Source organism: Janthinobacterium sp. UMAB-56 (assembly GCF_900095265.1).
In the GTDB taxonomy this organism is placed as follows: Bacteria; Pseudomonadota; Gammaproteobacteria; order Burkholderiales; family Burkholderiaceae_D; genus Janthinobacterium.
This window is the reverse complement of record NZ_LT607654.1, coordinates 304,498-330,427: the sequence shown is the minus strand read 5'-3', so window position 1 is coordinate 330,427 and position 25,930 is coordinate 304,498. Positions and strand designations below refer to the sequence as shown.

Here is a 25,930-nt window from a genome sequence, read left to right as displayed (position 1 = left end):
TGACCGGCGCGGCGCGGCGGTGGTAGGATACCGGATCAGCGATATTCGGGCTGTCTTACCTGTGCGCGTGCGCCGCGCCGCAGGCAAGGCCGCGACGTGCCAGCGAAATCCTGGGCTTCAGGCGCACTCTCATCGCATGTCCACCAGGAAGATTTTATGCCCGCAATATCGTTCGACGGCGCCCTTGCCGTTCCCGGACTCTCTATCGTCGACGGCCTGTGCCGCGCAGGCTGGTACATGCAAGAGCATTTCATTTCCCCTGAACTGAGTCGCCAGCTGGCCGCAGAATGCGTGCAATCCATGCTCAGCGGCAAGATGAAGGGGGCCGGCGTGGGCAGCGGCCATGCGCCCCTGCTGCAACCGGACATCCGTGGCGACCATATCGAATGGCTGGAAACGGGCCGTTCAGAGGCCTGCGATAGCTATCTGACGCATATGGAGACGCTGCGCCGCCTGCTCAACTGCGAGCTGTTCCTGGGTCTGGAAGAGTACGAAAGCCATTTCGCCCTGTACGCGCCGGGCGCCTTTTACCGGTCCCACCTGGACCGTTTTCGCGACGACGACAAGCGCACCGTGTCCGTCGTGCTGTACCTGAACGACGACTGGCTGCCCGAACACGGCGGCGCGTTGCGCCTGCACCCGCAGGACGGCGACGCCGTGGATATCGCGCCGCAAGCGGGCCGCCTGGCCATGTTTATGTCGGGCGAGATGCTGCATGAGGTGCTGCCGACGGCGCGCGAGCGGCTGTCCATCGCCGGCTGGTTCCGCCGCCGCGCGTGAGAAAAAGCACTGGGCGTCGCAGGGCACGGCCGGCGATGCTCACGGTCCTCGCCTAGCGCTGCGCTTCTTGGCCGCGCCGCGCATCCGCTCGCTACGTTTTTCTTGCCTGACAATCCCGTTCGATTTGATTGCGCGCAAGGCTGGATTTTTCCGCAGGCATAGGCTACAGTCGCAGTAAGGGCTAGAATAACTAAAATACCAATCACGCGGACAGGACGGCCATTATGAAAGTATCTGAAATTCTCCAAGTCAAGGGCAACATCCTCTACACGGTCACGCCTGACCAGCCCTTGCTTGACGCGGCCAATACCATGGCTGAAAAAGACATCGGTTCGCTGGTGGTCATGGAATTTGGCGACCTGGTCGGCATGCTGACCTTCCGCGAAGTGCTCAACGCGCTGCATGAAAACGCGGGCCAGATCGGCGGCGGCACCGTGCGCAAGCACATGGATGACCACCCGATCACCGTCACTCCCGACACGGAAGTGAATGAAGTGCGGCGCATCATGCTGGAAAAGCATGCGCGCTACCTGCCCGTCATGAACGCCAAGACCTTGCTGGGCGTCATTTCCTTCTACGACGTGGCGCGCGCCGTGCTGGAAGCGCAAAGCTTTGAAAACCAGATGCTGAAAGCGTATATCCGCGACTGGCCGGCCGAAACCACCGACTGAACTTCGCTCCTGCAATAAAAACAACGCCGGCAACTGCCGGCGTTTTGCATGGGCTATCCCAGGTGGCGCCTAGGCGGCTCCCTGCAGCGCCTCGTTGCTCAGCCAGGTGCCCAGCGCGCTAGCCGTCATGGGACGGGCGAACAAAAAGCCTTGCGCCATGGGGCAGCCCAGCGCCTGTAGAATCTGCGCCTGCCGCTCGTCTTCCACGCCTTCCGCAATCACGGCCAGGCCCAGGTTGCGGCCCAGCTGGATGACCATCTCGGCGATGCTGCTGCCGCGCGCCGAACCCGTGATTTCCGTCACAAACGCGCGGTCGATCTTCAGGCGGTCGACTTGCAGGCGCTGCAAATAGGATAGCGACGAGAAGCCCGTGCCGAAGTCGTCGATGGCGATGCTCACGCCCGTCTGCTTGATCTGCCACAGCATCTTGATCAGCAGGTCTGGCTCTTCCATGGCCATCGATTCCGTGATTTCCAGTTCGATGAACTCGGGCGGCGCCTGCGTCTCTTCCAGCGCCGCGCGCAGCATTTCCAGGAACAGCGGGTGGCGGAACTGCACTTGCGACACGTTGACGGACATGACGAAGTTGCGGTGGCCCTGTTCGCGCAGCAGCACCAGTTCGCGGCAAGCCGTGCGCAGCACCCATTCACCGAGGTCGATGATGAGGCCAGAATATTCGGCAATCGGGATGAAGCGGTCGGGCGAGATGAACTTGCCGTCCGGCGTCTGCCAGCGTAGCAGGGCTTCGGCGCCCACGGGGCGGCGTGTGGAAAGGTCGATCTGCGGCTGGTACACGACAAACAGCTGGTCCTGGCTGAAGGCCGTGCGCAGCGCATGCATCATGCGGACTCTTTCGCGGATTTCGATGCCCATGCTGCGCGAGAAATAAAAGTGCCCCGCGCGTTGCTGGCTTTTTGCCCGCTTCAAGGCGATATCGGCATCCTTCAGCGCATCGGCACCCGTGCCCGCATGTTCGCCCAGCCGCACCAGGCCCAGGGTGGCCGACAGTTGCACATCCTGGCCATCGATGCTGAACGGCACCTGGAACAGGGCCAGGATATTGGCAGGATTGACTTGCGACGAATCGCCCAGCACGCAAAAGATGTCGCCGCCCAGGCGCGCCACCGTCAGTTGCGGTCCCAGCTCGGTTTGCAGGCGTCCTGCCACGGCCACGAGCAGCATGTCGCCGAACTGGTGCCCCAGCGCGTCGTTGGTTTCGGCAAAGTGGTCGAGATCGACCAGTGACAGGGTGGCGTCGTCGCGCGCGGGGCCGGCCAGGGCAGCGTCGAGGATTTCCACCAGGCGCGTGCGGTTGGGCAGCTTCGACAACTGATCGTAGAAGGCGGCATTGTGCAGGTGCGACACCAGCTCGACGTTGTCCAGGCCCACGGCGACGTTGCTGCAGAATACTTCCAGCAAGCTTTCATCGATGGTCGAGAGGGGGCGCGGCAGCACCAGGTAGGCGGCCGCATCGCGGCTGGCCTTGCCCGCGAAGTACAGGGTGGCGTAGTCGTGCGCGTACACATTGCGCCGCTGCGCCATGGTGTGCTCGATGGCGGCCATCACGCGCGGATTCTGCAGGCCGCACAGGGCGCTGTGTGGCAAGCTGGAAAAGCTGCCCGTGCAGGCCGAGACGAGCAGTTCCCGGGAGCCGTTGTCTTGCAAGTCCTGTACGCACAGCACGCCGTCGGCGCGGATGCCCAGCAGGTCGGCGATCTGCGCCAGCACGCCAGCCGAGAAATTCTGCACGCCGTGCAGCGCCATCAGCTGCGTGCTGGCATGCACGATACGGTCAAGGCCGCGTTGACTGCTGCTGATCGAGCGTATCTGCTCGTACGAGCGGATGGCCGCCGTCACCGTGGTAAACAGCTTGATGCGCGTCAGTTCGGACTTGGTCTTGTAGTCGTTGATGTCGAAATCGCGGATGGCGTCGATTTCCGGCGCATAGCCGGGCTGGCCCGTGCGCAGGATGATGCGCACGTCCGTCATTTTGAGGGTTTCGCGGATGTAGCGCACCAGGTGCAGGCCCGCGTCATCCTGTTCCATCACCACGTCGAGCAGGATGACGGCGATATCGTCTTCATGCTTGAGCATTTCGCGCGCCTGGCCGGCCGAATAAGCATGCACGAATTCCAGCGGCCGATGCTGCATTTCCAGGTTGCCCAGGGCGAAAGTGGTGGTGGAGTGGACGTCTTCATCGTCGTCGATGATCATCACCCGCCAGACGCTGCGCGGTGCGACGGCCGGCGGCGCCGCTGGTTGCTCATCGAGGAATACCAGGTCGTCGTGATCGTCCTTGTTGGCGTCAAGGGGGATGATCGGTGCGGGCATGTATAGCTTCTCCAGGATGACTCGATATTTTTACGAGCGCGTCACAAAAAGCCCATGGCGTTGTTGCGTTGCCTCGCCGTACTTGCGTACTGTCTTCGGCAACGACGCCTAGCCCTGGGCATTTTTTGACGTGCTCTCGGCGCAGCCAGAATCTGGTTTGGCAAGCAGTATTGTGCTGCGCGCTTTGATCCAAGTATATAGCTATTTAATAAGCAAAATGTTTTTTTAAATCTATTCTGCAGAGCAATATTTCTCGCATTGCATGATTACAACTCATATCTGATGTTTTTTATATGAAAAAATACACGGGATGTAAAAATGCGGATAAGCGCGGGGCAATATCGGGCCTGGGCGTGGCATTAGCGGCATGGCCTGCCCCGCAGGCTGGTAGAATTGAGTTTTCCAGTCTTTCACACTTCCTACTATGTCCGGCAATTCTTTTGGCAAACTGTTTACTGTTACCACTTTCGGCGAATCGCATGGCCCGGCCATCGGCTGCGTGATCGATGGTTGCCCGCCGGGCTTGATCCTGTCGGAAGCCGATATCCAGCCCGAGCTGGATCGCCGCAAGCCGGGTACGTCGCGCCACGTGACGCAGCGCCAGGAATCGGATACGGTGGAAATCCTCTCCGGCGTGTACCAGGGCGTGACGACGGGTACGCCCATCGCGCTGCTGATCCGCAATGAAGACCAGCGCAGCAAGGATTACGGCAATATCGCGGAAAGCTTCCGCCCTGGCCACGCCGACTATACCTACTGGCATAAATACGGCGTGCGCGATCCGCGCGGCGGCGGGCGCTCTTCGGCGCGCCTGACGGCGCCCGTCGTGGGCGCGGCGGCGATTGCCAAGAAATGGCTGCTGCAGCAGTACGGCACCACGTTCAAGGGCTGCATGAGCCAACTGGGCGACATTGCCGTGCCATTCCAGTCCTGGGAGCATGTGCATGCGAATCCCTTCTTCGCCGCCAGCGGCGATGCGGACCTGATCGCGCGCATGGAAGCGGCCATGGACCAATTACGCCGCGACGGCGATTCCATCGGCGCGCGCATCGACGTGATTGCGCAAAACGTGCCGGTGGGCCTGGGCCAGCCCATCTACGACAAGCTCGACGCCGACATCGCCTACGCCATGATGGGCATCAATGCCGTCAAGGGCGTGGAAATCGGCGCCGGCTTCGACTCGGTGGCGCAAAAGGGTTCCGAGCATGGCGACGAACTGACGCCGGAAGGTTTTATCGGCAATAACGCGGGCGGCGTGCTCGGCGGTATTTCGACGGGGCAGGATGTCAGTGTTTCGATCGCCATCAAGCCGACCTCGTCGATTCGCACCCCGCGCCGTTCGATCGATAAGGAAGGCAATCCCGTGATGGTGGAAACGTTCGGCCGTCACGACCCGTGCGTGGGCATCCGCGCCACGCCGATCGCCGAAGCCATGCTGGCGCTGGTGCTGATCGACCACGCCCTGATGCACCGCGCGCAATGCGGCGATGTCAGCGTGAGTACGCCGAAGTTGAAGTGATTAAATTTGTCGCTGAACAAAGACGCTAGCGACATCTGACCAAACCGACGCGCCGTAGGTTTGGCCAGGCTTTCTCACGCTACCTTGTTCGCCACCAATTCCAATTGATGGCGCATCTCTACCGACTGCACCAATAACGCCCGGATATCGTTGATCAGGTTGAATTCCGTCTGGTTCAGCTGGATCGGCGGGAAGCTGTCGTCCCAGTCGCCGTATAAAAATCCCGTGGGGTGGCCGTTTGCCGACAGGGGCAGCACGACGAAGCTGCGCGCCTCGGACAGGGTGGATTTCCACCATTGCGGCAACTTGGCGGCAAATTTGGGGTCGCGCGCGTTATCGATGAAGATCACGCGGTCGCTATTGAGGGCCGCGTGGAAGACGTTCGGCTCATACGCATCGCCAAACACCATCAGGTCCTGCAGGTCGGCCATGCCTTCGCCCATGCTGATGCGCGCCGAGTACAAATGATCCCTGTGGTTGCGCACGAATGCCACCGAGCGCGAAAAATCGAAGCCCTGGTGCAGTGTTTCGAGCGCCATCGAGACCATCTGGCCCGGGCTGGCGCTGCCGATGGCGCTGCGCAGGTCGGCCAGGCCGCCGATCAGCACGCGGTTGCCCTCGGCACGCAGGCGCGTCGAAGCGAGCTGGCGCGCGCGCCGCTCGGCCGGTTTCGACAGGGGCGCAATCGACAGGTCGGCCGCCGCCATCGCCTTGGCCTTGTCCACCGCCACCACCAGATCCGTCGTGGTGATGCCCAGGGTGCCCGCATAGTCGTCAATCAGCGCATGCACCTGCGCCGCGCCGGCCGCATCGTCATGCCACAGCGAGTCGGCGCAGCGCGCTGCCATCGTCGACAAGCCGGCCATCCAGTCGGCGCCGCTGACGGGCGAATTGTCGGGCGACGGGTCCATCGGATGCATGCCGTTGATCAGGTGCTGCGGCAAGCCCCAGTGGGCGGCCGTGGCATAGCCCACTTCCGGCAGCGACAGGCCGAGGATCTCGCGCGCGGCGGCCGCTTCGTTGCCGGGACCCGCATGCGCCTGCATGCGCGCCCAGAAGTCCGTCATGTAGAACGTCACCATCATGCGGCCCAGGGTGTGCAGCATCGAGCAGACCACGGCCTGTTCCGCCTGCAGGCTGCCGGCGCTGGTGGCCACCTGCTGCGCCACCATCCCGGCCAGCACGGCCTTCTCCATTTCCACGTGGGCGCTGACCGAATCAGGCGAAGCCTGCGACAGTTCCTCGATCAGTTTCAGGCCCAGCGCCAGGTGGCCGATGGCGTCGATGCCCAGTACCAGCACGGCCTTCGAGACCGTGTTGACGCGCTGGCCGAAGGCCGAATACATGCCGCTGTTGGCCAGCCTGAGCACCTTGTGCGTGAGGACAGGGTCGGACAACACCGTTTGCGTGATATCGAATTCGTGGTCATCCTCGCCGCGCATGGCGCCCAGGATGGCGCTGATGGCTTTGGCGAAGCCGGGCATGTCGCCCTGCTGGCGCGTGCGCGCCCACAGCAGCTCCAGAGTGTTTTTGCCGAGTTGTGTCGGCACCGTGAAATGGCCTGGATTCATTGCACACCTCCGCGCAGCGCATTGGCAGACGGCGCCGGCACCAGCGCCGCATGGTTTTTTTCGCTCAAGGCCGATAGGGCGGCGTGGGCCGGCATCGGCTTACCCGTCAGGTAGCCTTGCACGTACTGGCAGCCGCGCGATTCCATGAAGTGCATTTGCTCCTCGGTCTCCACGCCCTCGGCCACCACCGACAAATTCAAATGCTTGGCCAGATCGAGAATGGTGTTGCAGATGGCGGCATCCTTGCTCGATTCGGGCAAGTCCTTGATGAAGGTGCGGTCGATCTTCAGCACGGAAATGGGGAAGCGCTTCAGATACGCGAGCGAAGAATAGCCGGTGCCGAAATCGTCGATGGCAATGCGCGCGCGGCGCTCCGTCATCTTGACGAGGATGGTTTCCGCATGCACGGGGTCGATCATCAGGGTGCCTTCCGTGATTTCCAGCACCAGGTGTTCGCCGGAGAGTCCCGAAAAGGCGATGGCGTCGTCGAGCACGTCGAGGAATTTGTCATTGCGGAACTGGCGCGGGCTGATGTTGACGGAGATGTACAGCGGTCGCCTGGCCACTTCCTGGAACTGCTTGAGCTGCACGCAGGCCGCCTTCAGCGCCCAGGCGCCCAGCAGGTTGATCAGGCCATTGGCTTCGGCGATCGGGATGAAGCGCACGGGCGGCACCAGGCCCAGGGTCGGGTGCTTCCAGCGCATCAGGGTTTCGAAACCCTGGATCTGCCGTGTGTGCGCATCGACGATGGGCTGGTAAAAGAGCAGAAATTCGCCTTCGCGCACGGCCTGGAACATGGCAGCTTCCAGCGAAATATCGTGTTCCGACGGGCCGTTGAGGCGCGGGCTGTAGACCAGGCAGCGGGCCTTGCCCGTTTCCTTGGCGCGCGACATGGCCGCATCGGCCAGCGCCACCAGGCGCACTTCATCTTCCGCGTGCAGCGGATAGATCGCCACGCCGACGGACGCGCCCACGTAGATCGTGTGGCCATCGACTTCGAACGGCGCCTGCAGGGTGGCCAGCAGGCGGCCCGTCACCAGCTTGATCTGCGCGTCGGTGGTGCTGCCGGGCAGCACGGCGACGAATTCATCGCCGCCCACGCGCGCCAGGGTGTCGCTGTCGCGCAGGGTCTTGCGCAGGCGCGCCGCGGCCAGGCGCAGCACGGCGTCGCCGACGGGGTGACCCAGGCCATCGTTGACCTTTTTAAAGCCATCTAGGCCGATGGTGGCGACCGAAAAACCCTGGCCCGAACGGGCGGCCTGGGCGATCACCATGCGGATGCGGTCCGACAGCAGCAAGCGGTTCGGCAAGCCGGTGAGCGCATCGTGCGTGGCCATGTGGCGCAAACGCTCTTCCGTACTGTGCTGGGCCGAGGTGTCGCGGCCGACCACCAGCAATTCGGCGATGCCGGCCGCATTCATATAAGAAGACAGGCGCAGTTCGAACCAGATTTCCTGGTCCGGCGTTTGCAGGCGCACTTCCAGACGGCCCGGTTCTTCCAGGGCGTCTTCCAGCGCCGCTTGCAGGGCGGCGCGCGACGCTTCGGTGGCCAGCGGCAACAGCAAATGGCCGCACAAGCCAGAGGGTGCGCAAAACAGGGTGGCCGCACGCTTGCTGGCGAACAGGATCAGGCCGTCCGTATCGAGCCGGAACACGACGTCGCCGGCCTCTTCCATGAGGTTGTCCAACTCGTGGCGAGCCTCGCGGTGGGCGGCGGATGGGGTACTGGAAAACATCGTGCTGGCTTTTACCTTTTTGTTATCTGTGCCGGCGCGCGCTGCAGGGCAGGGCGCCAACGGAAAGAGTGCATCGTGCGTGACGTGTTCCATAGTGGGCGGCAGCTCGCTATCGGAACGCTATCCACACGAAATGTATCATTGAAAAGCCCCCGATTACATGAAATAGAGCAACATTGCTTCAGGTTTTGTAAATATTCCTGCCTTCCATGAAAAAATCGTCGCGCGCGACAGGCGCAGGTATTTCAATTCCACGCGGAAACATTTATCTGCGCTTGCATCCACTGCCGCGCTTGCCCCACCATGCGCTTTGCGCTAGTCTGGCTGGCAGACGGTGTTGACGGTGCGCCAGGGATGGCCAGGGCGCCATGATAACAAATCGCGGGAGACTCCCATGAATGCCTTTGACACGCATGAGGTTTTCAACCAGGCCACGCCCTTTGAAAACGTCAATCTGTTCGCCTGCGACCCGGCGCTGATCGAAGCGCTGCTGCGCGAGGGCGGCGGCGCGGCCTTGCAGGAGCTCGACGCGCTGGGTGAAAAGCTGGGCCGCGCCGAGACCTATGCGCTGGCGCGCCTGGCCAATATCCATACGCCCGAGCTGCAGCAGTTCGACCGGGCTGGGCGCCGCATCGACGAGGTGCTGTTCCATCCGGCCTGGCATGAGCTGATGGCCATCCTCGTTGGCGCTGGCGCGCACTCATCGCCCTGGGTCTCGCCCGGTGCCGGCGCCCAGGTGGCGCGTGCGGCCGCCTATCTATTAGTGGGGCAGGTGGAAAACGGCACCCAGTGTCCCGTGACGATGACGTATGCATCGGTGCCGGCCTTGCGTCAGGCGCCGGATCTGCCGCACATCGCGCAGCACTGGCTGCCGAAAATTCTGTCGCGCGAATACGATCCCCGCTCTTTGCCGGTGGAACAGAAACGCGGCGCCCTGGTCGGCATGGGCATGACGGAAAAGCAGGGCGGTTCCGACGTGCGCAGCAACACCACGCGCGCCGTGCCCGTGCCGCCGGACGAGGCGCGGGCCCTGTTCGGCGCCGAGGCCGGCGGCGCCTGGCGCATCGTCGGTCACAAATGGTTTTTCTCGGCGCCGCAGTGCGACGCCCATCTGATCCTGGCACAGGCACAAGAGGGGGGATTGTCGTGCTTTTTCCTGCCGCGCTACCTGCCGGACGGCAGTCGCAATGCCATCCGCGTGCAGCGCCTGAAGGATAAGCTGGGCAACCGCTCGAATGCGTCGTCGGAAGTGGAATTTACCAACGCCTACGGCTGGCTGGTGGGGCAGCCCGGGCGGGGCATTCCCACCATCCTGGAAATGGCCAGCCATACGCGCCTCGATTGCGTGCTGGGCAGCGCCGGCATCATGCGCGCCGCCCTGACGCAGGCATTGCACCATGCGCGCCAGCGGGCCGTGTTCGGTAAGCCGCTGGCCGGGCAGCCGCTGATGCAAAACGTGCTGGCCGACCTGGCGCTCGAATCCGAGGCCGCGACGGCGTTTGCGCTGCGCCTGGCCCGCTGTTTCGATGAAAAGGACGATCCGCAGCAAGCGATGCTGGCGCGCGTGCTCACGCCGGCCGGCAAATACTGGATATGCAAGCGCGGTCCCGGTTTCGGCGCGGAGGCCATGGAGGTGCTGGGCGGCAGCGGTTACGTGGAAGATGCGCCGTTGGCGCGTCTGTACCGCGAACTGCCCGTCAACTCGATATGGGAAGGTTCGGGCAACGTCATGTGCCTCGACGTCTTGCGCGCCTTCGGCAAGTCGCCGGCCGCGCGCGCGGCGCTGGCGGCCGAGCTGGCGCTGGCCGGCGATGGCGATGCTGCTTTTTCTGCCTGCCGTGCGCGGTTGCTGGCCGACCTGGACGGGCCGCAACTGGAGGAATGCGGCGCGCGCCATTTAACGGAGCGCATCGTGCTGGCCGTGCAGGCCGCCTTGCTGCTGCGCCATGCGCCAGCGTTTGTTGCGCAAGCGTTCCTGCAGTCGCGCCTGGTGCAGGCGCCGGGCGGGGCATATGGGCGCTTGCCGGCCGGCACCGATTGCGCCGCCATCCTGGCGCGCGCATTGCGGGAGTACTGAGTTTGCCTGGGCTTTGGCCTGCAATTATTTCGAAAATTCCGGCCACAGGCGGGCTGGGGGCTGGGATAATGCGGCAATCCATCATTTTATCGATACACAGTGCGCCTGCGGCCATGCATGCCGCCGCCTGGATAGCAGAGAAAGTAAAACAATATGAAACAAGACCCACGCTTCCCGAATTTGTTCATTACCGATCACCCTTTGATCCAGCACAAACTGAGCCACATGCGCGAGCACGACACGTCGACGCGCACCTTCCGTGAATTGCTCAAGGAAATCACCTTGCTGATGGGCTATGAAATCACGCGCGACCTGCCACTGACCACGCGCGAAATCAAGACCCCGCTGGTGACCATTGATGCGCCCGTCATCGCTGGCAAGAAACTGGCCATCGTGCCCATCCTGCGCGCCGGCATCGGCATGAGCGATGGCTTGCTGAACCTGGTGCCATCGGCGCGTGTCGGCCACATCGGCGTCTACCGGGACCCGGCTACCCACATGCCCGTGGAATACCTGGTGCGCCTGCCGGACCTGAACGAGCGTACCTTCATTCTGTGTGACCCGATGGTGGCGACCGGCAATTCTGCCGTGTACGCCGTCGACGTGCTGAAAAAACGCGGCGTGACGGACGAGCAGATCATCTTCCTGGCGCTGGTGGCCGCACCGGAAGGCGTGACCGTCTTCCAGAACGCGCATCCGAACGTCAAGATGTTCTGCGCCGCCCTTGATTCGCACCTGGATGACCATGCTTACATCGTGCCGGGCCTGGGCGATGCCGGCGACCGTATCTTCGGCACCAAGTAAGCCACTCAGACGAGTATTGCGATGGCAACCTTGATCGACCCGGATTTTCGCGCGCGACTGTCCGCCCTGAACGAAAAATATGCGGCCGGCGTGCCGGCCCTGATGCAAGCGATCTCGCAGGCAAGTGGTCGCTGCGATAAGGAAGGCCCTCGTCTGGAACCCTTGACGGAGCTGCACCGTGCGCTGCACGCGGTGGCCGGCTCGGCAGCGACCTTTGGCTTTGCTGCGCTGGGCCAGGAATGCCGGCGTATCGAACAGCTGGTACGCGCCATGCTCAATGCCCCTGCGCAAGCGGTGGCGGAATGGCCCGCAGTGCGGGTGCAGGTGGAAGCACTGCTGCTCTGGGCGGAGCGCGATGCGGCCGCCACCCACTTCAGTGTGTGAGTTGCAGTACCACAGTATTGTGGTTGCAATGATTCATTTGATACAACGCAAAGCACTCGCGTCGCAGATTAGGATATAGTGTGTCCATGCCGCTGGTACAGGGCGCCGCAAGACGGGGATTTGGCTATTAAAGTAGTGTTCGTAAGTTTATTTTGCGAAAGAATGGTTTTTCTCAGTTTTGTTGGTATAATTGGGCATCGTTGGATTCGAGGTAGTTGTGCAGTTTGTCTGTCATTTCTTTCTTGCTTCAAACGATATAACGGGCGCAAGCCCAACTTAACTGAAATAGGAAATTGTAATGGCAACTGGCATCGTAAAATGGTTCAATGATTCGAAGGGTTTCGGCTTTATTACCCCTGATGAAGGCGGCGAAGATCTGTTCGCTCACTTCTCGGCTATCCAGTCGAACGGCTTCAAGTCCCTGCAAGAGAACCAACGCGTTTCTTTTGAAGTGACCGCTGGCCCTAAAGGCAAGCAAGCTTCGAACATTCAGCCAATCTAATACGCTGGATCAAACGAAATAAAGAAATCCTCGGTCTCCGAGGATTTTTTTTCGTCCAAATTTCCGTGAGGTAGGGGGTTACGGGGTCTGCACGTCTCTTTTCGGCGTGGTTGGCGTAGCCGACCCGCGCCAAGCTGCGTGCCAGCGCCCTGGCTTGCCCTGACTAACTTGCCTGTGCGCGCCAATAGTCGGGTTGCGAATAACTGTGCCTTAAAAAATCCACAAACGCCCGTATACGCAGAGGCAAGTGGCGGCGTTGGGCAAAGACGGCATAAATGTCATTGCCCGGCGCGGCAAACTGGTCCAGTACCGTCACCAGTTGTCCCGAGGCGATCTCGGCACCCACTTCCCACATCGAGCGCCACGCCAGGCCCTTGCCGGCCAGCGCCCAGTCATGCAGTACTTCGCCATCGTTGCAGACCATATTGCCCGCCACCTTTAAAATCACATTCTTGCCGTTTTCGCGGAAGGTCCAGCCCCGCTGACTGCCTTCGCTGCTGATTGCCAGGCAATTATGTTTTGCCAGGTCGGCCGGGATGCGGGGCGTGCCTGCCCGTTTCAGATAGGCGGGTGAGCCGACCAGCACGCGCTGATTGTCTGCCAGTTTGGTGCTCACGAGCGAAGAATCGGACAGGCTGGCGATGCGGATGGCTACGTCGATGCCTTCGCCGATCAGGTCGACGAGGCGGTCGTTCAAGTTCAGCGACACCGTTACGTCGCGGTGTTCGGTGACAAAAGAGGGGATCAATGGCGCCACGTGCTGGCGTCCGAAGCCGGCCGGCGCGGAAATGAGCAAATGGCCGCTGGCCTTCACGCTGCGCTCGGCCACGGCCGCTTCCGCTTCTTCCAGTTCGCCCAGGATGCGCTGGCAATCTTCCAGGAAGGCGGCGCCTTCGTTCGTCAAGGCCAGCTTGCGCGTCGTGCGCTGCAGTAACTTGACGCCCAGGCGCTGCTCCAGCGCGTCGAGGCGGCGCCCTATCATGGCCGGTGCGATCCCTTCCGCGCGTGCGGCGGCCGACAGGCTGCCCTTGGCGACCACTTCCACGAAGGTTGATATTTGTCTGAACTGGCCCATGCCGTGCTCCCCCGATGCCTCACTTGTGATAAAAACGCATAGATGAAGTGATTTTTAATCTCGTTTCCATGCCTTATAGTGCAATACTATAGAGCAAAAGCGGCGCCGACAGCGTGTTTTTGCGCCTCTGTCCGGCTTGCCCATGCAGTCGTTCAGCTTATACTTGGATCACCAGATTACTTTTGCATATATTTATTAAAAACCGGAGAACTTCATGACGCAGAACACGATCGCACTTCCCGAAGGCATGCAAATCACGGGCGAAATCCAGCCCGGCTATGAACAGATTTTGACGCCGGCCGCGCTGGCGCTGGTGGCCAAGCTGACGCGTGAATTCGAGCCGCGCCGCCAGCAATTGTTGGCCGTGCGTGTAGAGCGCGCCAAGCGCCTCGACGCGGGCGAGCGTCCTGATTTCCTGCCGGAAACCGCGCACATCCGTGACGGCGACTGGAAAATCGCGCCGATCCCGAAGGCGCTGGAGTGCCGCCGCGTGGAAATCACCGGCCCCGTCGAGCGCAAGATGGTCATCAACGCCTTCAATTCCGGCGCGGACAGCTACATGACGGACTTCGAAGATTCGAATACGCCGAACTGGGACAACCAGCTGACGGGCCAGATCAATATGTTCGATGCCGTGCGCAAGACGATTTCGCTGGAGCAAAATGGCAAGTCGTACAAGCTGAACGACAAGATCGCGACCCTCGTCGTGCGTCCGCGCGGCTGGCACCTCGATGAAAAGCACGTGCTGGTCGACGGCAAGCGCATTTCCGGCGGCATTTTTGATTTCGCCCTGTTCATGTTCCATAACGCCAAGGAACAGCTGGCACGTGGCGCCGGTCCGTATTTCTACCTGCCGAAGATGGAATCGCACCTGGAAGCACGCCTGTGGAACGATATCTTCGTCATGACGCAAAACGAATTGGGCTTGCCACAGGGTACGATCAAGGCGACTGTCCTGATCGAAACCATCCTGGCAGCGTTTGAAATGGATGAAATCCTGTATGAACTGAAAGAGCACAGCTCGGGCCTGAATGCGGGCCGCTGGGATTACATCTTCTCGTGCATCAAGAAATTCAAGCTCGACAAGGATTTCTGCCTGGCTGACCGCGCCAAGGTCACCATGACGGCGCCGTTCATGCGCGCCTACGCCTTGCTGCTGCTGAAAACCTGCCACAAACGGGGCGCCCCAGCCATCGGCGGCATGGCAGCCTTGATCCCGATCAAGAACGATCCTGAAAAGAACGACATTGCCATGGGCGGCGTGCGCAACGACAAGGCGCGCGATGCCACCGATGGCTACGACGGCGGCTGGGTCGCCCATCCGGGCCTGGTCGAGCTGGCCATGGGCGAGTTCACCAAAGTGCTGGGTGATAAGCCAAACCAGATCGAGAAACAGCGTCCCGACATCGACGTCAAGGCATCGGACTTGCTGAACTTCCAGCCGGAAGCGCCGATCACGGAAGCGGGCTTGCGTTACAACATCAACGTGGGCATCCATTATCTGGGCAGCTGGCTGGCTGGCAATGGTTGCGTGCCTATCCATAACTTGATGGAAGACGCGGCCACGGCTGAGATCAGCCGCTCGCAAGTGTGGCAATGGATTCGTTCGAGCAAGGGCGTGCTGGAAGATGGCCGCAAGGTCACGGCCGAGATGGTGCGCGCCATGATTCCGGAAGAGCTGGCCAAGGTACAGCGCGATGCGCCTGGCGGCAACGGCCCGACCTATGTGCGTGCCGGACAGATTTTCGAGGAAATGTCGACGTCGGAATCGTTCGCCGAATTCCTGACCCTGCCGCTGTACGAGGAAATCTGATCCTGATCAACTGGATCAATAAAAAATCCCGGCGATGCCTGATGGTGTCGTCGGGATTTTTTTTTGAAACAAAAACTTAAAAGCTGTTTTTCCACATCCGCAATGCTGCGAACGCTTCCACTGGCGAGGCATCCGCCGCCAGCTTGCCTTCCACTTTCAGGCTGCTCAGAATCGCCGGTTCGCGGTAGCGCAGGAAGGGATTCGTTGCCTTCTCAAGTGCAATGGTCGACGGCACGGTGGCCAGACCTAGCTGGCGCTTTTCCGTGTCGATGGCGATGCGTTCCTGCAAGGCCAGGTTGCCCGGCTCGACGGCGTTGGCGAAGCGCAGATTGGACAAGGTGTACTCATGCGCGCAAAATACTTGCGTATCGTCGGGCAGGGCGGCCAGCTTGCCCAGCGAGTCGGCCATCTGGCCCGGCGTGCCTTCGAACAGGCGGCCGCAACCGCCGGCAAACAGGGTATCGCCGGAAAACAGCCATGGTGCGCCGCTGCGCTCGTCGCGCTGTCGCACATAGGCGATATGTCCCTTCGTGTGGCCGGGTACGTCGATGACTGTCATTTGCAAGCCCAGTTCGGCCACATAGGCGACATCGCCTTCGGCAAGCGCTTGCGTGACGGCTGTGATAGCCTCATTGCTTGGACCGAAGACGGGCACGGCGAAATGCTGCAACAATTCAGGCACGCCACCCGTGTGGTCGGCATGGTGATGCGTGAGTAAAATGGCGGACAAGGTCAACTGATGGGCTTGCAGCGCATCGAGGATGGCCATCGCGTCGCCGGGGTCGACGACGGCGGCGTGGCGGCCGTCATGTATCAGCCACAGGTAATTGTCGGCAAAGGCGGGCACGGCAAGTACCGATAATGCGTGTTCAGGGGAATGTGTCATGAGCAAGAGAGAAAACTGAATGGACAGTGTGGCATCCGAAAAATCCATTATAGCGCTTGACGGCTGGCTGCAGACGCCGGCCGGTCTGTACGTGCGTGCCTGGGAGCAGCAATGCCTCGACAGCCTGACTGTCGACATCTTCGGTTTTAATGCCGTGCAGATCGGTTTGCCCCAGGTCGACGCGCTGGCGGCCAACCGCATGCCCAACAAATGGCTGCTCGATGCGCGCCTGCCGCCATGCCCACCGCAGTCCAGCCGGCTGACCCTGGTGTCTGCTTTCGACGAATTGCCGTTCGACTCGCAAAGCCTGGATCTGGTGGTCTTGCCGCATGTGCTCGAATTTGCCGCCGAGCCGCACCAGGTCTTGCGCGAAGTCGAGCGCGTGCTGATCCCCGAGGGGCGCGTCATCGTCTGTGGCTTCAATCCGGCCAGCCTGTGGGGCGTGCGTCAGGGCCTGGGGCGGGTCACGGGACGCCATTTCCTGCCGCAGGCGGGCGAGCTGATCTCTATGCCGCGCATGAAAGACTGGTTAAAATTGCTGAACATGGGCGTCAGCCAAAGTCACTTCGGCTGCTACGCACCTGCCTGCAGGACAGAAAAATGGTTGCGCCGCAATGCTTTCATGGACAAGGCCGGTGCGCGCTGGTGGCCATATCTGGGCGCAGTGTATATAGTGCAGGCGATCAAGCGCGTCAAAGGGATGCGTTTGATCGGTCCGGCGTGGACCAAGAAACCGGCGACGGCGCCCGCAGGCGCACCGGTCACGAATAAAAGGCGGGAACAGCAAGATGGATAAGGTTGAGATTTATGCCGATGGCGCATGCAAGGGCAATCCGGGTACAGGTGGCTGGGGCGCGCTGATGGTGGCCGATGGCGCCAAGAAAGAAATTTACGGCGGGGAATTGAATACGACGAATAACCGCATGGAATTGAAGGCCGTGATCGAAGCCTTGACGGCGCTCAAACGTCCTTGCCAGGTGGTGCTGTATACCGATAGCCAGTATGTCCAGAAGGGCATCAGCGAATGGATCCACGGCTGGAAGGCGCGCGGCTGGAAAACGGCGGCCAAGGCACCCGTGAAAAACGTCGACCTGTGGCAGGCCCTCGATACGGCCCAGGCCGTCCATGAAGTGGAATGGCGCTGGGTGCGCGGCCACAATGGCCATCCGGGCAATGAACGGGCCGATCAGCTGGCCAATATGGGCGTGGAAACCGTGCGCGCCTGATGGTTAAAAATTCCTGTCACCAAACAGCGGGCAGGGCGTAAGCGAAGGGCACAGGTTTGCTATACTGTGCCCTTCGCTTTTTGCTTTTACGACTGAATCTGCCATGCGTCAAATTGTTCTCGATACTGAAACCACCGGCCTGAACCCGCGCACGGGCGACCGCATCCTGGAGATCGGCGCGGTCGAACTGAACAACCGTATGTTGACGGGGAATAATTTTCACCATTACATCAATCCCGAGCGCGACTCGGAAGAGGGCGCGCTGGCCGTCCACGGATTGACGACGGAATTCCTTAGCGACAAGCCTAAATTTGCGGAGATCGCGGAAGAATTACGCGCGTTTATTGCCGGCGCCGAATTGATCATCCACAACGCCCCGTTCGATATCGGCTTCCTCAACGCGGAATTCAAGCGCCTGAATCTGCCGCCCGTGCATGAGCAAGTGCATGGCGTCATCGACACCCTGGTGCAAGCGAAGGAAATGCATCCCGGCAAGCGCAATTCGCTTGATGCCCTGTGCGACCGCTACGGCGTCTCGAACGCCCACCGCAAACTGCACGGCGCGCTGCTCGACTCCGAATTGCTGGCCGACGTCTACCTGGCCATGACGCGCGGGCAAAACAGCCTGAGCATGGAAGAAGAAGTGGAAGTGGCCGCCGATGGCGCCGCCCTGGAAATCGTGCCGCTGGCTGAAGTCATCTTCCAGAGCGCCACCGCCGACGAGCTCGCCGCCCACGAGGCCACCATTGCCGGCCTCGACAAGGCCGCCAAAGGCCAGTGCATCTGGAGTGCCGTCCTGACCCCACCGGCGGCCGCCTGAGAAAAAACCAGGGCATGGCAAATTTCCTGTTGCCTGCCCTTGCGGATACCGCAACACCTATGCGATAATTCGCCTCGCTTCGGGAGGTTAGCTCAGGGGTAGAGCACTGCATTCACACTGCAGGGGTCGCAAGTTCGAAACTTGCACTTCCCACCAAATTTATCGTTTTTATTCAATGACTTAAGATTTCATATCTTGTCTGAATAGGAACTTGGGTCAAATATGGGGCAATGGGTTTTCGTCCATTGTCCAGCCCCAAACGATACGGCCGCTTCCTGCGGCCGTTTTCACATCAAAGTGGCTTAGAAGGCCTGACAAATTTCTCACTTTCCCTCAAAGAAACAACTTCCTACACTGAGCCACGCCGACCGTGCTATAGCTGCGGCTAAACCAATCGATGGCCGCAACCCTTTACCCTAAACGCCGAAGTTACAGGAGTGTTGAAGATCACATCCTATCGTTTGCGGATGCGGCCGAATTGCCTGGGATCTCGCCGCCCTTTGCAGATATAACTGGCGGTCCCTTTGCTTTATGGGGCGTGGCGACGCAGTATCGGGACGAGGCCCCGCCGCAGGCGGTGGGTGAATTGCTTCCATATCTTTAAGTCCCCAGCAACTGACGATACTGGCTTGGCGTCATTCCCAGAGCGGCGCGCATAGCGCTGCCCATATGTGACTGATGTGCAAAGCCGCTGGCGTAGGCGATGTCTGCCAGCGGCCTATCCACCTCCAGTAGCATGCTCCGCGCCGCCTGCACGCGCGTTTCCACAATGTATGCATGCGGCGTCATGCCTGTCGCCTGACTAAAGTCGCGCAGGAAGCGCAGGACCGGCAAGCCTTCGTCTGCGGCCAACTGTTCCAGGGTCAGTCCCTGCCCGAACTGGCAAGCGATCCGCTCCAACACTCGCGCCATGTCTACCCGCGCCGTGCGTGTCGGTGCCTCTTGACAACCCTGCCTTAGCGACACCAATGCCAACGCCGAGTGTTCCAGCGCCAGTGGATCGGCCTGTGTATCCAGCATTAGCCGTCGCAGGCGTAGCGCCAGAGCGAGAGCCTGCCGGTGTCCGGCCGTTTCCACGCGCCTCTCAAGAGGATTCGCCTCCGGCGCGTCGGTCAACGCGGCGCCACGCCAGCGCAGGACCAGGTACTCGCCACCTCGCGCAGATTCGGAAAAAACATCAATCCCGGCTGGCGTGCAAGCGAGCACGCCAGGCCATGTATCGAAATCGACGCGCCGGTCGGAACCTATCGCATGCACGCCCCGCTGACGCTGCAGCGACACGCCCATGCTTTGTGATTGCACCGGATCGCGCGCACTGTAAGGTGCGCCCGGCAAAAGCTGCAGGCACAGTCCGCCTGCTGCGTGTGTGACGACAGGCATTGCGCCGCCTGTACTCTCCTTGATAAGTGGCCCTGCCATGTGAAATTTCCTGATAGATAAAAATGTTGGTAATGGAGATACTAGCCGGGCTCACAGCAGTACATCTACCACACACGACAGGAAAGCATATGCGAACAATCGGATTGATCGGCGGCATGAGCTGGGAATCCAGTGCAGAATATTACCGCATCATTAACCAGGGCGTGCGCGCCCGCCTGGGGCCGCTTCGCTCTGCGCCCGTGTTGCTATACAGCGTTGATTTCGGCCCCGTCGCGCAAGCGCAGCATGCAGGCCGCTGGCAAGATGCCGGCACCATCCTGCGCGATGCGACGGTACGTCTGCATGCTGGGGGCGCCGATGGCATCGTGCTATGCACCAACACCATGCATGTGCTCGCAGACGAAATCGCTTCGGCATCGCCATTGCCATTCCTGCACATCGCCGATCCCGTTGGCAGCGCAGCACAGGCGCTAGGATTGTGTACGGTCGGCCTGCTCGGCACCTCGTTCACCATGCAGCAACGCTTTCTGCGCGATCGGTTGGAACGGCACGGCCTGGAAGTCCTCGTACCACCCGAGGCACAGCAAACTGCCTTGCACGACATCATTTATAGCGAACTGTGCGCCGGCATTGTGCGAACTTGCTCACGTACCGTCTTCCTGCGCGCTATCGATGCGCTGGCCGCGCGCGGAGCACAAGCCGTCGTCCTCGGCTGCACGGAAATCAGCTTGCTGCTACAGCAGGAACACAGCGACCTGCCCCTGCTCGACAGCACCCAACTACATGCACTCGCTGCAGTCGATTTCATCCTGGAAGGCGAGGCATGATGCCGCCTCGCCGCGCCGCATGGGCCATGCTCCCAACGTCGCTCGTCGCCCTGTTGTCCGCCTGCGGCGGCAGCGTCGATGCAACCACGCTCCCATCCACCATTCCTTACCTGGTGTACACACATGACGCGTCCAAGCTGCTACCTGGCACGGGCAGTATTGGCATTGCACCAACAGGTACACCAGCAACGATTTCGCCGCGTGGCAGCCTGACGATAGCGGCCGATGGCCGGGCAAGTTGGGGGGCTGGCCTAAACGGGGGAGTTACTGCGTACCACCATCCGCAGGCGAAGCATTTGCCTTATGCAGCCATGTTGTGCATGTCCGGCTTAGGCGGAAAGGATAACCGCAAAGCCACTCATATACTGGTGGCTGCCGTCGCCGAAGTAGTGAGTACAGCAGCCGCTTTGGCGGAGCAACGATTCGACAGCAGTTTCGACGACTGTGCGGTCGACACGGCCAGCGAAAGTCTGCGCTTTGACAGCGCGGGCAACTTGCTGTGGCGCACTACGCATCAGCCTGGCGGCTCGGGCGTGACAACTGCCTACACTGCCACCGAAGTGGACCGCATGCTGGGGCAGGAGGGATTGACGGAAATAGGCATCACTACCCGGCTTCAGGCATTCCGCTTGTCCGTTGACGGCGCGCCACGCTACGTACTCGTTGAACAACGCAGCAGCGCCGCGCAAGCAGCGACAAGCTATCTGATTTTGTGGAAACAATAGCAATATATGGTGTCGCAAACTCTAGGCCAGCCGCAACGAAACGCCAACGTAGAGCGCAATAACGACACTGTGCGCCACGACTGGCTCAGAGCTCTAAAAGTAAGTAATTTCAATGGCATCTTTTTATAAAGGAGCCCTATTATCAAATCTTCAAACTTAGGCAATAATAGAGTCATCTTTGAGCCAATTGGACAAGACTTTGTGGCGAAAGTTCAAGATCCCGTCACTCGGGTGATTATCGTGGGAGCAGGGTTTTCGGGTATTGCTGCCGCGAATTCACTGCAAACTTGCGGTGTGGAAGTGCTGGTGTTGGAAGGGCGCTCGCAGATCGGTGGGCGTACGCGCACGCTGCCCGGCCTGGGTGCCAGTGTAGAGGCGGGGGGCGCCTGGATTCATGCACCGATCGGTAATCCTTTGACCGACCTGGCCAACTTTCTTTCCATCGAACAACGCCGGTTTGCGCTGAGCGACATTTTTTCGGAGATGCGGCTGGCAGGCTTGCACGGGGAAGTGTTAGATACGCTGGAGCGTGATCGTGTTATGCAGCTTGCCGATGAGATTGAGGCGGAACTGACGCAGTTGGCGTTTAAATATGCGCCCACACAGAACGTCGCCGAATTGCTCGAATTGCGACTACGCTCAATCACCGATCCATCTCTACGGGCGTGGGTGCGCTTTGTTGTATACACTGGGTTTCAGGCTGATTTAGCTTGTCATGCAGAAGATATTTCCATTGCCAATTACGCCTTGGATGCAGGGTTCTGCGGGGGAGATCACCGCATCGTGGGCGGTTACAGCAAGATGCTTGCTCGTCTTGCCGATGGTTTGGAAATATACTGCGACGCGCTCGTCAGTGAGGTGCGGCAAACTACTGAAGGCGTTACAGTACGCTGCACCGACGGGCGCGTAGAGCGGGGGTCGCATGCGGTGATCAGCGTGCCGCTGGGCGTCCTGAAGGCTGGTGGCATCCGTTTTTCGCCGGACTTGCCAGCGGCAAAAAAGAGAGCCATCGAGCAGCTGGGTTTCGGGGCATTCGAAAAACTTATTCTCCAATTCGAGCAGGCATTTTGGAAAATTGGGAACGCTAGTCCCAGTGGTGTATTCATTCGGGATCACCCAGTTTTCCCGTACTGGATTGATGTAACCTCAACCGCCGGTCGACCGACCTTGGTCGCGCACATCGCAGGCCCGCCAGCCCTTGCATTAGCTGACTTCAGCCCCGATGCAGCGCTCGCGATGGCTTTAGCGGCACTCGCTACCGCCTTTGCTTGTGAAATACCGAGACCTACGGCCGTCCATCAGAGCAATTGGTCTGGCGATCCCTGTAGTCGCGGCGCGTATACACATTTGTCTCCCGTTTCTACAATTGAGGATTTGCAGTCGCTAGGCGAACCCGTAGGTCGTATTCTCTTCGCCGGCGAGGCGACTTCCATGCAACGTTTCGGCTATGTTGACGGGGCCTACATCTCGGGTCTTCGCGAGGCACAGAGGTTGGTTAGCGCTCCTGGGGTGCAATTATCAGCAATTAACTACGATCCCCCGGGATAGTGAAATGCAAAAAACGGACTATCGGTGACAAGCGTCGGGAATCCGGTGCCGACTACCACCTTGTTCTCGGTGATCAGTACCTTTGCTAGACGTCGTCACGCACCAATTGACAGCGCCTGTTTTCGTAGACTTTTCTCAGACTAAAAACACCCTATGAATCAACGTGTACCCGCCGCATTTTCGTGTATTCAGGACGGCTTTGATAAAAGTCAGTTGCAAGCCAGCGGCGCCTTTGTGGAAGAATTTGAACTTAAGCCCTATGCGCCTGGCACTTTGGATGGCTTGCGATTCGCTGTCAAAGATAACATCGACATCTGTGACCGCCTGACCTCGTATGGCAGTAAACCCTGGCGTGATGTGCATCCGCCTTCAGCATTTCACGCGGTTTGTGTTGAACAGTTGTTGGCGGTCGGCGCTCACTGCGTCGGAAAAACCGTGGCCGATGAATTTACCTACAGCCTGGATGGGGAGAGCCACTTCTTTGGCACCCCATTGAATCCGCGTGCACCTGATCGAATTCCTGGGGGCTCATCTAGTGGTTCGGCATCAGCGGTCGCCTGCGAACTGGTGGATTTTGCACTTGGTACTGACTGCGGTGGATCTATTCGAGTTCCAGCCAGCCTTTGCGGAGTATTTGGGATGCGTCCAAGTTTACACCGCATTTCCGAAGCCGGCGTGCTTCCTTTTGCACCGAGTGTAAGTACCGTCGGTGTATTGGCTCGAAGTCTACCCATTCTGCGCAAAGCAATGCGCGTGCTTCTTCGCAGCCAAAATGTAACATCCCCAACGGTTAAAAATGTGTATCTATTGGAAGATGCCTTTAAGCTGGCCGATCCTGCTATCCAAGCTGCGCTATCTGAACATCTTGCTTACCTACGCAACCGCACTGACATCACCGTTTCTTCGATTACGTTGCGCGACATAACAGGGCTGGACCTGGACTTGATGTCATGCAACAAGAAAGCGCTACGCGTTCTGCAGACGGTAGAGGTGGGCAATGCGATAGGTGGCTGGATTCGTGCAAATCAACCCGAGCTAGGACCAAATTTCCAGGCTGGATATCGGAATGTCGAAGACTATGATCGCAGTACCCTGAGTGACGGCTTGAACCTGTGCGAGAACCTCTTTACCCGAATCGCTGCTTTCACTAAGCCGGGCGATGTTTTCTGTTACCCCACTGCACCAGTATTGGCACCGAAGAAGGGCACATTAACTGGCGAAAACCTTCCCGCCGTTCTCGACTATTACGACCGGACCATGGCTGTTACGTCCTTCGCGGGTGTTGCCAGATTGCCAGAAATAACCCTCCCGCTGGCCCAGGTCGATGGAGTTCCAATCGGTCTGTCTTTAACTGCAGGCCGCTATCAAGATGAATTTCTTCTTGATGCTAGTCAGCACTTATGGGGGGCGCGCTTGGCGTCCTAATGGTTAGGCGTCAGTCGCGTATTAATTTTTAGAAAAGAGAATATGAAATCAATTTTCCTCAACGGTACCGTTGGTGTCGGGAAATCAACCACCGCCGAACACTTGGGGGCATGCCTTGCCGCGCGCAGTACGCCCCATGCAGTCATTGATCTGGACAGTATTCGGCAGTATTGGCCCGCGTCGGCACGCGATCCGTTCAACCTGGAAATTGAGCTATTGAACCTGGCAGCACTTGCCGCCAACTTTGAACGTGCTGGGGCGCAATACTTGGTGATAGCCGGGGTCATTGAGAACGTAAATAGCGCGGCGCGTTACCGTGCAGCCCTGCGAGGCCAGCCGCTCTTCATCTTTCGGCTCATGGCCCCATCCGAAGTGATAGGGCAGCGCTTGCAGGCACGGCATCAGAACGACTCGAAAGCGCTTCATTGGCATCTGCAACGAAGCCTTGAGCTCGATTTAATTCTTCGCTATGCAAATGTGGATGACACGGTGATTGAATGCGCCGGGAGCTCGCCACATGAAATAGCAGAGAAGGTTCTTTCCGTTGTTGGCTGTGCAACAGGCACAGCCCTACCAGCCGACAATCAGATACGCTTCAGTTAGAAGAAATACCTTATGAAATCCCATACCACCGATCGGCTCATACTACGTCCATGGACGCTGGATGATGTAGAGTTCGTTTTCGACATGTATTCTCGATGGAAGGTCCAACGCTTCATCGGATTCTCCCCCCGCGTACTGGCATGCCGAGCAGAGGCGGAGGAAAAAATCCTTCAGTGGCAAAGTCTGCGGCATGAGATCAACGGTATTTGGGCCATTACAGCCAAAGATTCAGGAGCCTTGCTTGGTACCGCATTTTTAAAGCCGATTCCATTTTCATTCGAAAACAATGCATCATGCTCACCCGACGACACAGAAATTGGATGGCATCTTCACCCAAAGGCATGGGGCAGGGGCTTTGCATCCGAAAGTGCAGCAGCACTACTACAGCATGCATACAGCGAAGGCCTTGAACGAGTGGTTGCGGTCACCTATCCTGAGAATATTGCGTCTGTCAGGGTTTGTGAACGAATCGGCATGCGCTACGAGGGATTGAGTTCAGCGTATTACAACACGACGGTCAAGCTGTTTACGGCAATGAAGTCAGCGCTGTGATTTGCCTGGAAGTGTTTCAGAACAACTGAAGAGGCATACGCATTGCTTTGTAACGCAATCATCGCGCAGATCGAATGGGACGCAGGCGCACCCCTTATCTTGGCGGGGTATTATTTGTATTTGAGAAACGAAAGCCGAACACTTTGCTGCCCCAGCGCATGGACCAGTCCCGCAGGATCGGCCACGCGGCCGATGTGCGAATAGGAGTAGGGCGACGTGAATGCCTTGTAGAAAACAACCACGGTCTTTGAACCGTACAGCATGAGGTCCCCATTGTGGATCATGCCTGGCTGAGTCGCGTCGGCAGGCAGCGCGGTCGGCAGATCTGCATGCTTTTCGTTACCGTTGAGTTCGGCCATATCCAGCGTCAGCGGCAGCAGCTCGGCAAAGGCTTGCCCGGTCGCGTTGCCTGACAAGGTGACGACGAAGCGACGTTCTCCAACGATCATCCAGATGCGTGACGCTTCGGGCTGCAGGGATGCTGCAACCGCAACTGCGGCAATATCGCATGGAACGTAGGTGGATTGCTGCCGGGCTTCGCAAGCGCCGAAAACGAGCAAGTCTTGCAAGAGGACCAGTCCATGCGGGCGGCCAGACGGGCGGCGCTCGCTTTTGCTGGCCACCGGATGCTGAGCGCCTTGACGAACCGCTGGCTTGCGCGTGATCATTGCTTGC

The 25,930-nt window shown here is 59.7% G+C and carries 24 protein-coding genes and 1 tRNA gene; 18 read left to right on the top strand and 7 right to left on the bottom strand.

Features of this window, described 5'->3' with window-relative positions:
- The first annotated feature begins 156 nt into the window (after positions 1-156).
- Together K0F85_RS10125 and K0F85_RS10120 are read left to right on the top strand one after the other, a co-directional pair.
- The gene (locus K0F85_RS10125) at positions 157-780 is read left to right on the top strand and encodes a 2OG-Fe(II) oxygenase (protein WP_219115907.1); all 624 of its coding nucleotides are present in this window, start codon (positions 157-159) and stop codon (positions 778-780) included.
- Between the two features lie 224 nt (positions 781-1,004).
- Positions 1,005-1,451 carry a CBS domain-containing protein gene (locus K0F85_RS10120; protein ID WP_010398828.1) on the top strand — a complete coding sequence of 149 codons (447 nt, stop codon included), beginning with the start codon at positions 1,005-1,007 and terminating at the stop codon, positions 1,449-1,451.
- 69 nt (positions 1,452-1,520) lie between these two features.
- Here the strand turns inward: K0F85_RS10120 and K0F85_RS10115 are convergent, their stop codons facing one another.
- Positions 1,521-3,782 (bottom strand): bifunctional diguanylate cyclase/phosphodiesterase, encoded by a 2,262-nt coding sequence (locus K0F85_RS10115; protein ID WP_219115906.1) that lies wholly within the window; start codon positions 3,780-3,782, stop codon positions 1,521-1,523.
- 424 nt (positions 3,783-4,206) lie between these two features.
- On the opposite strand from K0F85_RS10115, the gene aroC reads away from it, so the two are divergent.
- Complete coding sequence (gene aroC, locus K0F85_RS10110) at positions 4,207-5,301, top strand: chorismate synthase (RefSeq protein WP_131687860.1); 1,095 nt, start codon at positions 4,207-4,209, stop codon at positions 5,299-5,301.
- A 74-nt stretch (positions 5,302-5,375) separates the two neighbouring features.
- Here the strand turns inward: aroC and K0F85_RS10105 are convergent, their stop codons facing one another.
- Together K0F85_RS10105 and K0F85_RS10100 are read right to left on the bottom strand one after the other, a co-directional pair.
- Positions 5,376-6,872: an HDOD domain-containing protein gene (locus K0F85_RS10105; RefSeq protein WP_219115905.1), complete on the bottom strand. Its 1,497-nt coding sequence runs from the start codon at positions 6,870-6,872 to the stop codon at positions 5,376-5,378.
- Complete coding sequence (locus K0F85_RS10100) at positions 6,869-8,608, bottom strand: bifunctional diguanylate cyclase/phosphodiesterase (protein WP_219115904.1); 1,740 nt, start codon at positions 8,606-8,608, stop codon at positions 6,869-6,871. The genes K0F85_RS10105 and K0F85_RS10100 overlap by 4 nt, the downstream gene beginning before the upstream one ends.
- Before the next feature lie 394 nt (positions 8,609-9,002).
- Between K0F85_RS10100 and K0F85_RS10095 the strand changes: the two genes are divergently transcribed.
- The 4 genes from K0F85_RS10095 (at position 9,003) to K0F85_RS10080 (ending at position 12,375) form a co-directional block, all read left to right on the top strand.
- Entirely contained in the window at positions 9,003-10,685 is a 1,683-nt protein-coding gene (locus K0F85_RS10095; RefSeq protein WP_219115903.1) for an isovaleryl-CoA dehydrogenase, read from the top strand.
- Between the two features lie 153 nt (positions 10,686-10,838).
- A complete protein-coding gene (gene upp / locus K0F85_RS10090; protein ID WP_046682928.1) occupies positions 10,839-11,489 on the top strand; it encodes a uracil phosphoribosyltransferase in 651 nt (216 codons plus the stop codon).
- A 21-nt stretch (positions 11,490-11,510) separates the two neighbouring features.
- A complete protein-coding gene (locus K0F85_RS10085; RefSeq protein ID WP_219115902.1) occupies positions 11,511-11,873 on the top strand; it encodes an Hpt domain-containing protein in 363 nt (120 codons plus the stop codon).
- 298 nt (positions 11,874-12,171) lie between these two features.
- Entirely contained in the window at positions 12,172-12,375 is a 204-nt protein-coding gene (locus K0F85_RS10080) for a cold-shock protein (protein ID WP_010398811.1), read from the top strand.
- Between the two features lie 163 nt (positions 12,376-12,538).
- On the opposite strand, the gene K0F85_RS10075 is transcribed toward K0F85_RS10080, so the two are convergent.
- Positions 12,539-13,450, bottom strand: a complete 912-nt coding sequence (locus K0F85_RS10075; RefSeq protein WP_219115901.1) for a LysR family transcriptional regulator — start codon at positions 13,448-13,450, stop codon at positions 12,539-12,541.
- 214 nt (positions 13,451-13,664) lie between these two features.
- Between K0F85_RS10075 and aceB the strand changes: the two genes are divergently transcribed.
- Complete coding sequence (aceB, locus tag K0F85_RS10070) at positions 13,665-15,263, top strand: malate synthase A (RefSeq protein WP_219115900.1); 1,599 nt, start codon at positions 13,665-13,667, stop codon at positions 15,261-15,263.
- 76 nt (positions 15,264-15,339) lie between these two features.
- On the opposite strand, the gene gloB is transcribed toward aceB, so the two are convergent.
- A complete protein-coding gene (gene gloB / locus K0F85_RS10065; protein WP_219115899.1) occupies positions 15,340-16,149 on the bottom strand; it encodes a hydroxyacylglutathione hydrolase in 810 nt (269 codons plus the stop codon).
- A 19-nt stretch (positions 16,150-16,168) separates the two neighbouring features.
- On the opposite strand from gloB, the gene K0F85_RS10060 reads away from it, so the two are divergent.
- From K0F85_RS10060 to K0F85_RS10045, 4 genes are all read left to right on the top strand, one after another.
- The gene (locus K0F85_RS10060) at positions 16,169-16,945 is read left to right on the top strand and encodes a class I SAM-dependent methyltransferase (protein WP_219115898.1); all 777 of its coding nucleotides are present in this window, start codon (positions 16,169-16,171) and stop codon (positions 16,943-16,945) included.
- Positions 16,938-17,375: a ribonuclease HI gene (gene rnhA / locus K0F85_RS10055; protein WP_219115897.1), complete on the top strand. Its 438-nt coding sequence runs from the start codon at positions 16,938-16,940 to the stop codon at positions 17,373-17,375. The genes K0F85_RS10060 and rnhA overlap by 8 nt, the downstream gene beginning before the upstream one ends.
- Before the next feature lie 103 nt (positions 17,376-17,478).
- Positions 17,479-18,195, top strand: coding sequence for a DNA polymerase III subunit epsilon (dnaQ, locus tag K0F85_RS10050; protein WP_219115896.1), 717 nt, complete (start codon positions 17,479-17,481; stop codon positions 18,193-18,195).
- Positions 18,196-18,276: 81 nt separating this feature from the next.
- Positions 18,277-18,351: transfer RNA gene (locus K0F85_RS10045), tRNA-Val, on the top strand.
- Positions 18,352-18,795: 444 nt separating this feature from the next.
- Here K0F85_RS10045 and K0F85_RS10040 read toward each other — a convergent pair.
- On the bottom strand, positions 18,796-19,614 hold the full coding sequence (locus K0F85_RS10040) for an AraC family transcriptional regulator (RefSeq protein WP_219115895.1): 819 nt from the start codon (positions 19,612-19,614) through the stop codon (positions 18,796-18,798).
- A gap of 89 nt (positions 19,615-19,703) precedes the next feature.
- Here K0F85_RS10040 and K0F85_RS10035 point away from each other — a divergent pair, with 89 nt between their 5' ends.
- From K0F85_RS10035 to K0F85_RS10010, 6 genes are all read left to right on the top strand, one after another.
- Positions 19,704-20,402 (top strand): aspartate/glutamate racemase family protein, encoded by a 699-nt coding sequence (locus tag K0F85_RS10035; protein ID WP_219115894.1) that lies wholly within the window; start codon positions 19,704-19,706, stop codon positions 20,400-20,402.
- Positions 20,399-21,127: a hypothetical protein gene (locus tag K0F85_RS10030; RefSeq protein ID WP_219115893.1), complete on the top strand. Its 729-nt coding sequence runs from the start codon at positions 20,399-20,401 to the stop codon at positions 21,125-21,127. The genes K0F85_RS10035 and K0F85_RS10030 overlap by 4 nt, the downstream gene beginning before the upstream one ends.
- A 201-nt stretch (positions 21,128-21,328) precedes the next feature.
- Positions 21,329-22,675, top strand: coding sequence for an NAD(P)/FAD-dependent oxidoreductase (locus K0F85_RS10025; protein WP_219115892.1), 1,347 nt, complete (start codon positions 21,329-21,331; stop codon positions 22,673-22,675).
- A 153-nt stretch (positions 22,676-22,828) separates the two neighbouring features.
- Positions 22,829-24,100, top strand: coding sequence for an amidase family protein (locus K0F85_RS10020; RefSeq protein ID WP_219115891.1), 1,272 nt, complete (start codon positions 22,829-22,831; stop codon positions 24,098-24,100).
- A gap of 42 nt (positions 24,101-24,142) precedes the next feature.
- Entirely contained in the window at positions 24,143-24,703 is a 561-nt protein-coding gene (locus K0F85_RS10015) for an AAA family ATPase (protein ID WP_219115890.1), read from the top strand.
- 12 nt (positions 24,704-24,715) lie between these two features.
- Positions 24,716-25,255 carry a GNAT family N-acetyltransferase gene (locus K0F85_RS10010; protein ID WP_219115889.1) on the top strand — a complete coding sequence of 180 codons (540 nt, stop codon included), beginning with the start codon at positions 24,716-24,718 and terminating at the stop codon, positions 25,253-25,255.
- Positions 25,256-25,365: 110 nt separating this feature from the next.
- Here K0F85_RS10010 and K0F85_RS28685 read toward each other — a convergent pair whose 3' ends face one another.
- Entirely contained in the window at positions 25,366-25,923 is a 558-nt protein-coding gene (locus tag K0F85_RS28685; protein ID WP_257572662.1) for a cyclophilin-like fold protein, read from the bottom strand.
- Positions 25,924-25,930 lie beyond the last annotated feature (7 nt).

What these genes read in the sequence shown, in the direction of transcription:
- K0F85_RS10035 (WP_219115894.1), top strand. Translation starts at nt 19,704, where the DNA reads ATGCGAACAATCGGATTGATCGGCGGCATGAGCTGGGAATCCAGTGCA.
- K0F85_RS28685 (WP_257572662.1), bottom strand. Translation starts at nt 25,923, where the DNA reads ATGATCACGCGCAAGCCAGCGGTTCGTCAAGGCGCTCAGCATCCGGTG.
- rnhA (WP_219115897.1), top strand. Translation starts at nt 16,938, where the DNA reads ATGGATAAGGTTGAGATTTATGCCGATGGCGCATGCAAGGGCAATCCG.
- K0F85_RS10085 (WP_219115902.1), top strand. Translation starts at nt 11,511, where the DNA reads ATGGCAACCTTGATCGACCCGGATTTTCGCGCGCGACTGTCCGCCCTG.
- K0F85_RS10030 (WP_219115893.1), top strand. Translation starts at nt 20,399, where the DNA reads ATGATGCCGCCTCGCCGCGCCGCATGGGCCATGCTCCCAACGTCGCTC.
- K0F85_RS10015 (WP_219115890.1), top strand. Translation starts at nt 24,143, where the DNA reads ATGAAATCAATTTTCCTCAACGGTACCGTTGGTGTCGGGAAATCAACC.
- K0F85_RS10125 (WP_219115907.1), top strand. Translation starts at nt 157, where the DNA reads ATGCCCGCAATATCGTTCGACGGCGCCCTTGCCGTTCCCGGACTCTCT.
- K0F85_RS10115 (WP_219115906.1), bottom strand. Translation starts at nt 3,782, where the DNA reads ATGCCCGCACCGATCATCCCCCTTGACGCCAACAAGGACGATCACGAC.
- K0F85_RS10105 (WP_219115905.1), bottom strand. Translation starts at nt 6,872, where the DNA reads ATGAATCCAGGCCATTTCACGGTGCCGACACAACTCGGCAAAAACACT.
- aroC (WP_131687860.1), top strand. Translation starts at nt 4,207, where the DNA reads ATGTCCGGCAATTCTTTTGGCAAACTGTTTACTGTTACCACTTTCGGC.
- K0F85_RS10080 (WP_010398811.1), top strand. Translation starts at nt 12,172, where the DNA reads ATGGCAACTGGCATCGTAAAATGGTTCAATGATTCGAAGGGTTTCGGC.
- dnaQ (WP_219115896.1), top strand. Translation starts at nt 17,479, where the DNA reads ATGCGTCAAATTGTTCTCGATACTGAAACCACCGGCCTGAACCCGCGC.
- K0F85_RS10020 (WP_219115891.1), top strand. Translation starts at nt 22,829, where the DNA reads ATGAATCAACGTGTACCCGCCGCATTTTCGTGTATTCAGGACGGCTTT.
- K0F85_RS10075 (WP_219115901.1), bottom strand. Translation starts at nt 13,450, where the DNA reads ATGGGCCAGTTCAGACAAATATCAACCTTCGTGGAAGTGGTCGCCAAG.
- upp (WP_046682928.1), top strand. Translation starts at nt 10,839, where the DNA reads ATGAAACAAGACCCACGCTTCCCGAATTTGTTCATTACCGATCACCCT.
- gloB (WP_219115899.1), bottom strand. Translation starts at nt 16,149, where the DNA reads ATGACACATTCCCCTGAACACGCATTATCGGTACTTGCCGTGCCCGCC.
- K0F85_RS10120 (WP_010398828.1), top strand. Translation starts at nt 1,005, where the DNA reads ATGAAAGTATCTGAAATTCTCCAAGTCAAGGGCAACATCCTCTACACG.
- aceB (WP_219115900.1), top strand. Translation starts at nt 13,665, where the DNA reads ATGACGCAGAACACGATCGCACTTCCCGAAGGCATGCAAATCACGGGC.
- K0F85_RS10040 (WP_219115895.1), bottom strand. Translation starts at nt 19,614, where the DNA reads ATGGCAGGGCCACTTATCAAGGAGAGTACAGGCGGCGCAATGCCTGTC.
- K0F85_RS10060 (WP_219115898.1), top strand. Translation starts at nt 16,169, where the DNA reads ATGGACAGTGTGGCATCCGAAAAATCCATTATAGCGCTTGACGGCTGG.
- K0F85_RS10010 (WP_219115889.1), top strand. Translation starts at nt 24,716, where the DNA reads ATGAAATCCCATACCACCGATCGGCTCATACTACGTCCATGGACGCTG.
- K0F85_RS10100 (WP_219115904.1), bottom strand. Translation starts at nt 8,608, where the DNA reads ATGTTTTCCAGTACCCCATCCGCCGCCCACCGCGAGGCTCGCCACGAG.
- K0F85_RS10095 (WP_219115903.1), top strand. Translation starts at nt 9,003, where the DNA reads ATGAATGCCTTTGACACGCATGAGGTTTTCAACCAGGCCACGCCCTTT.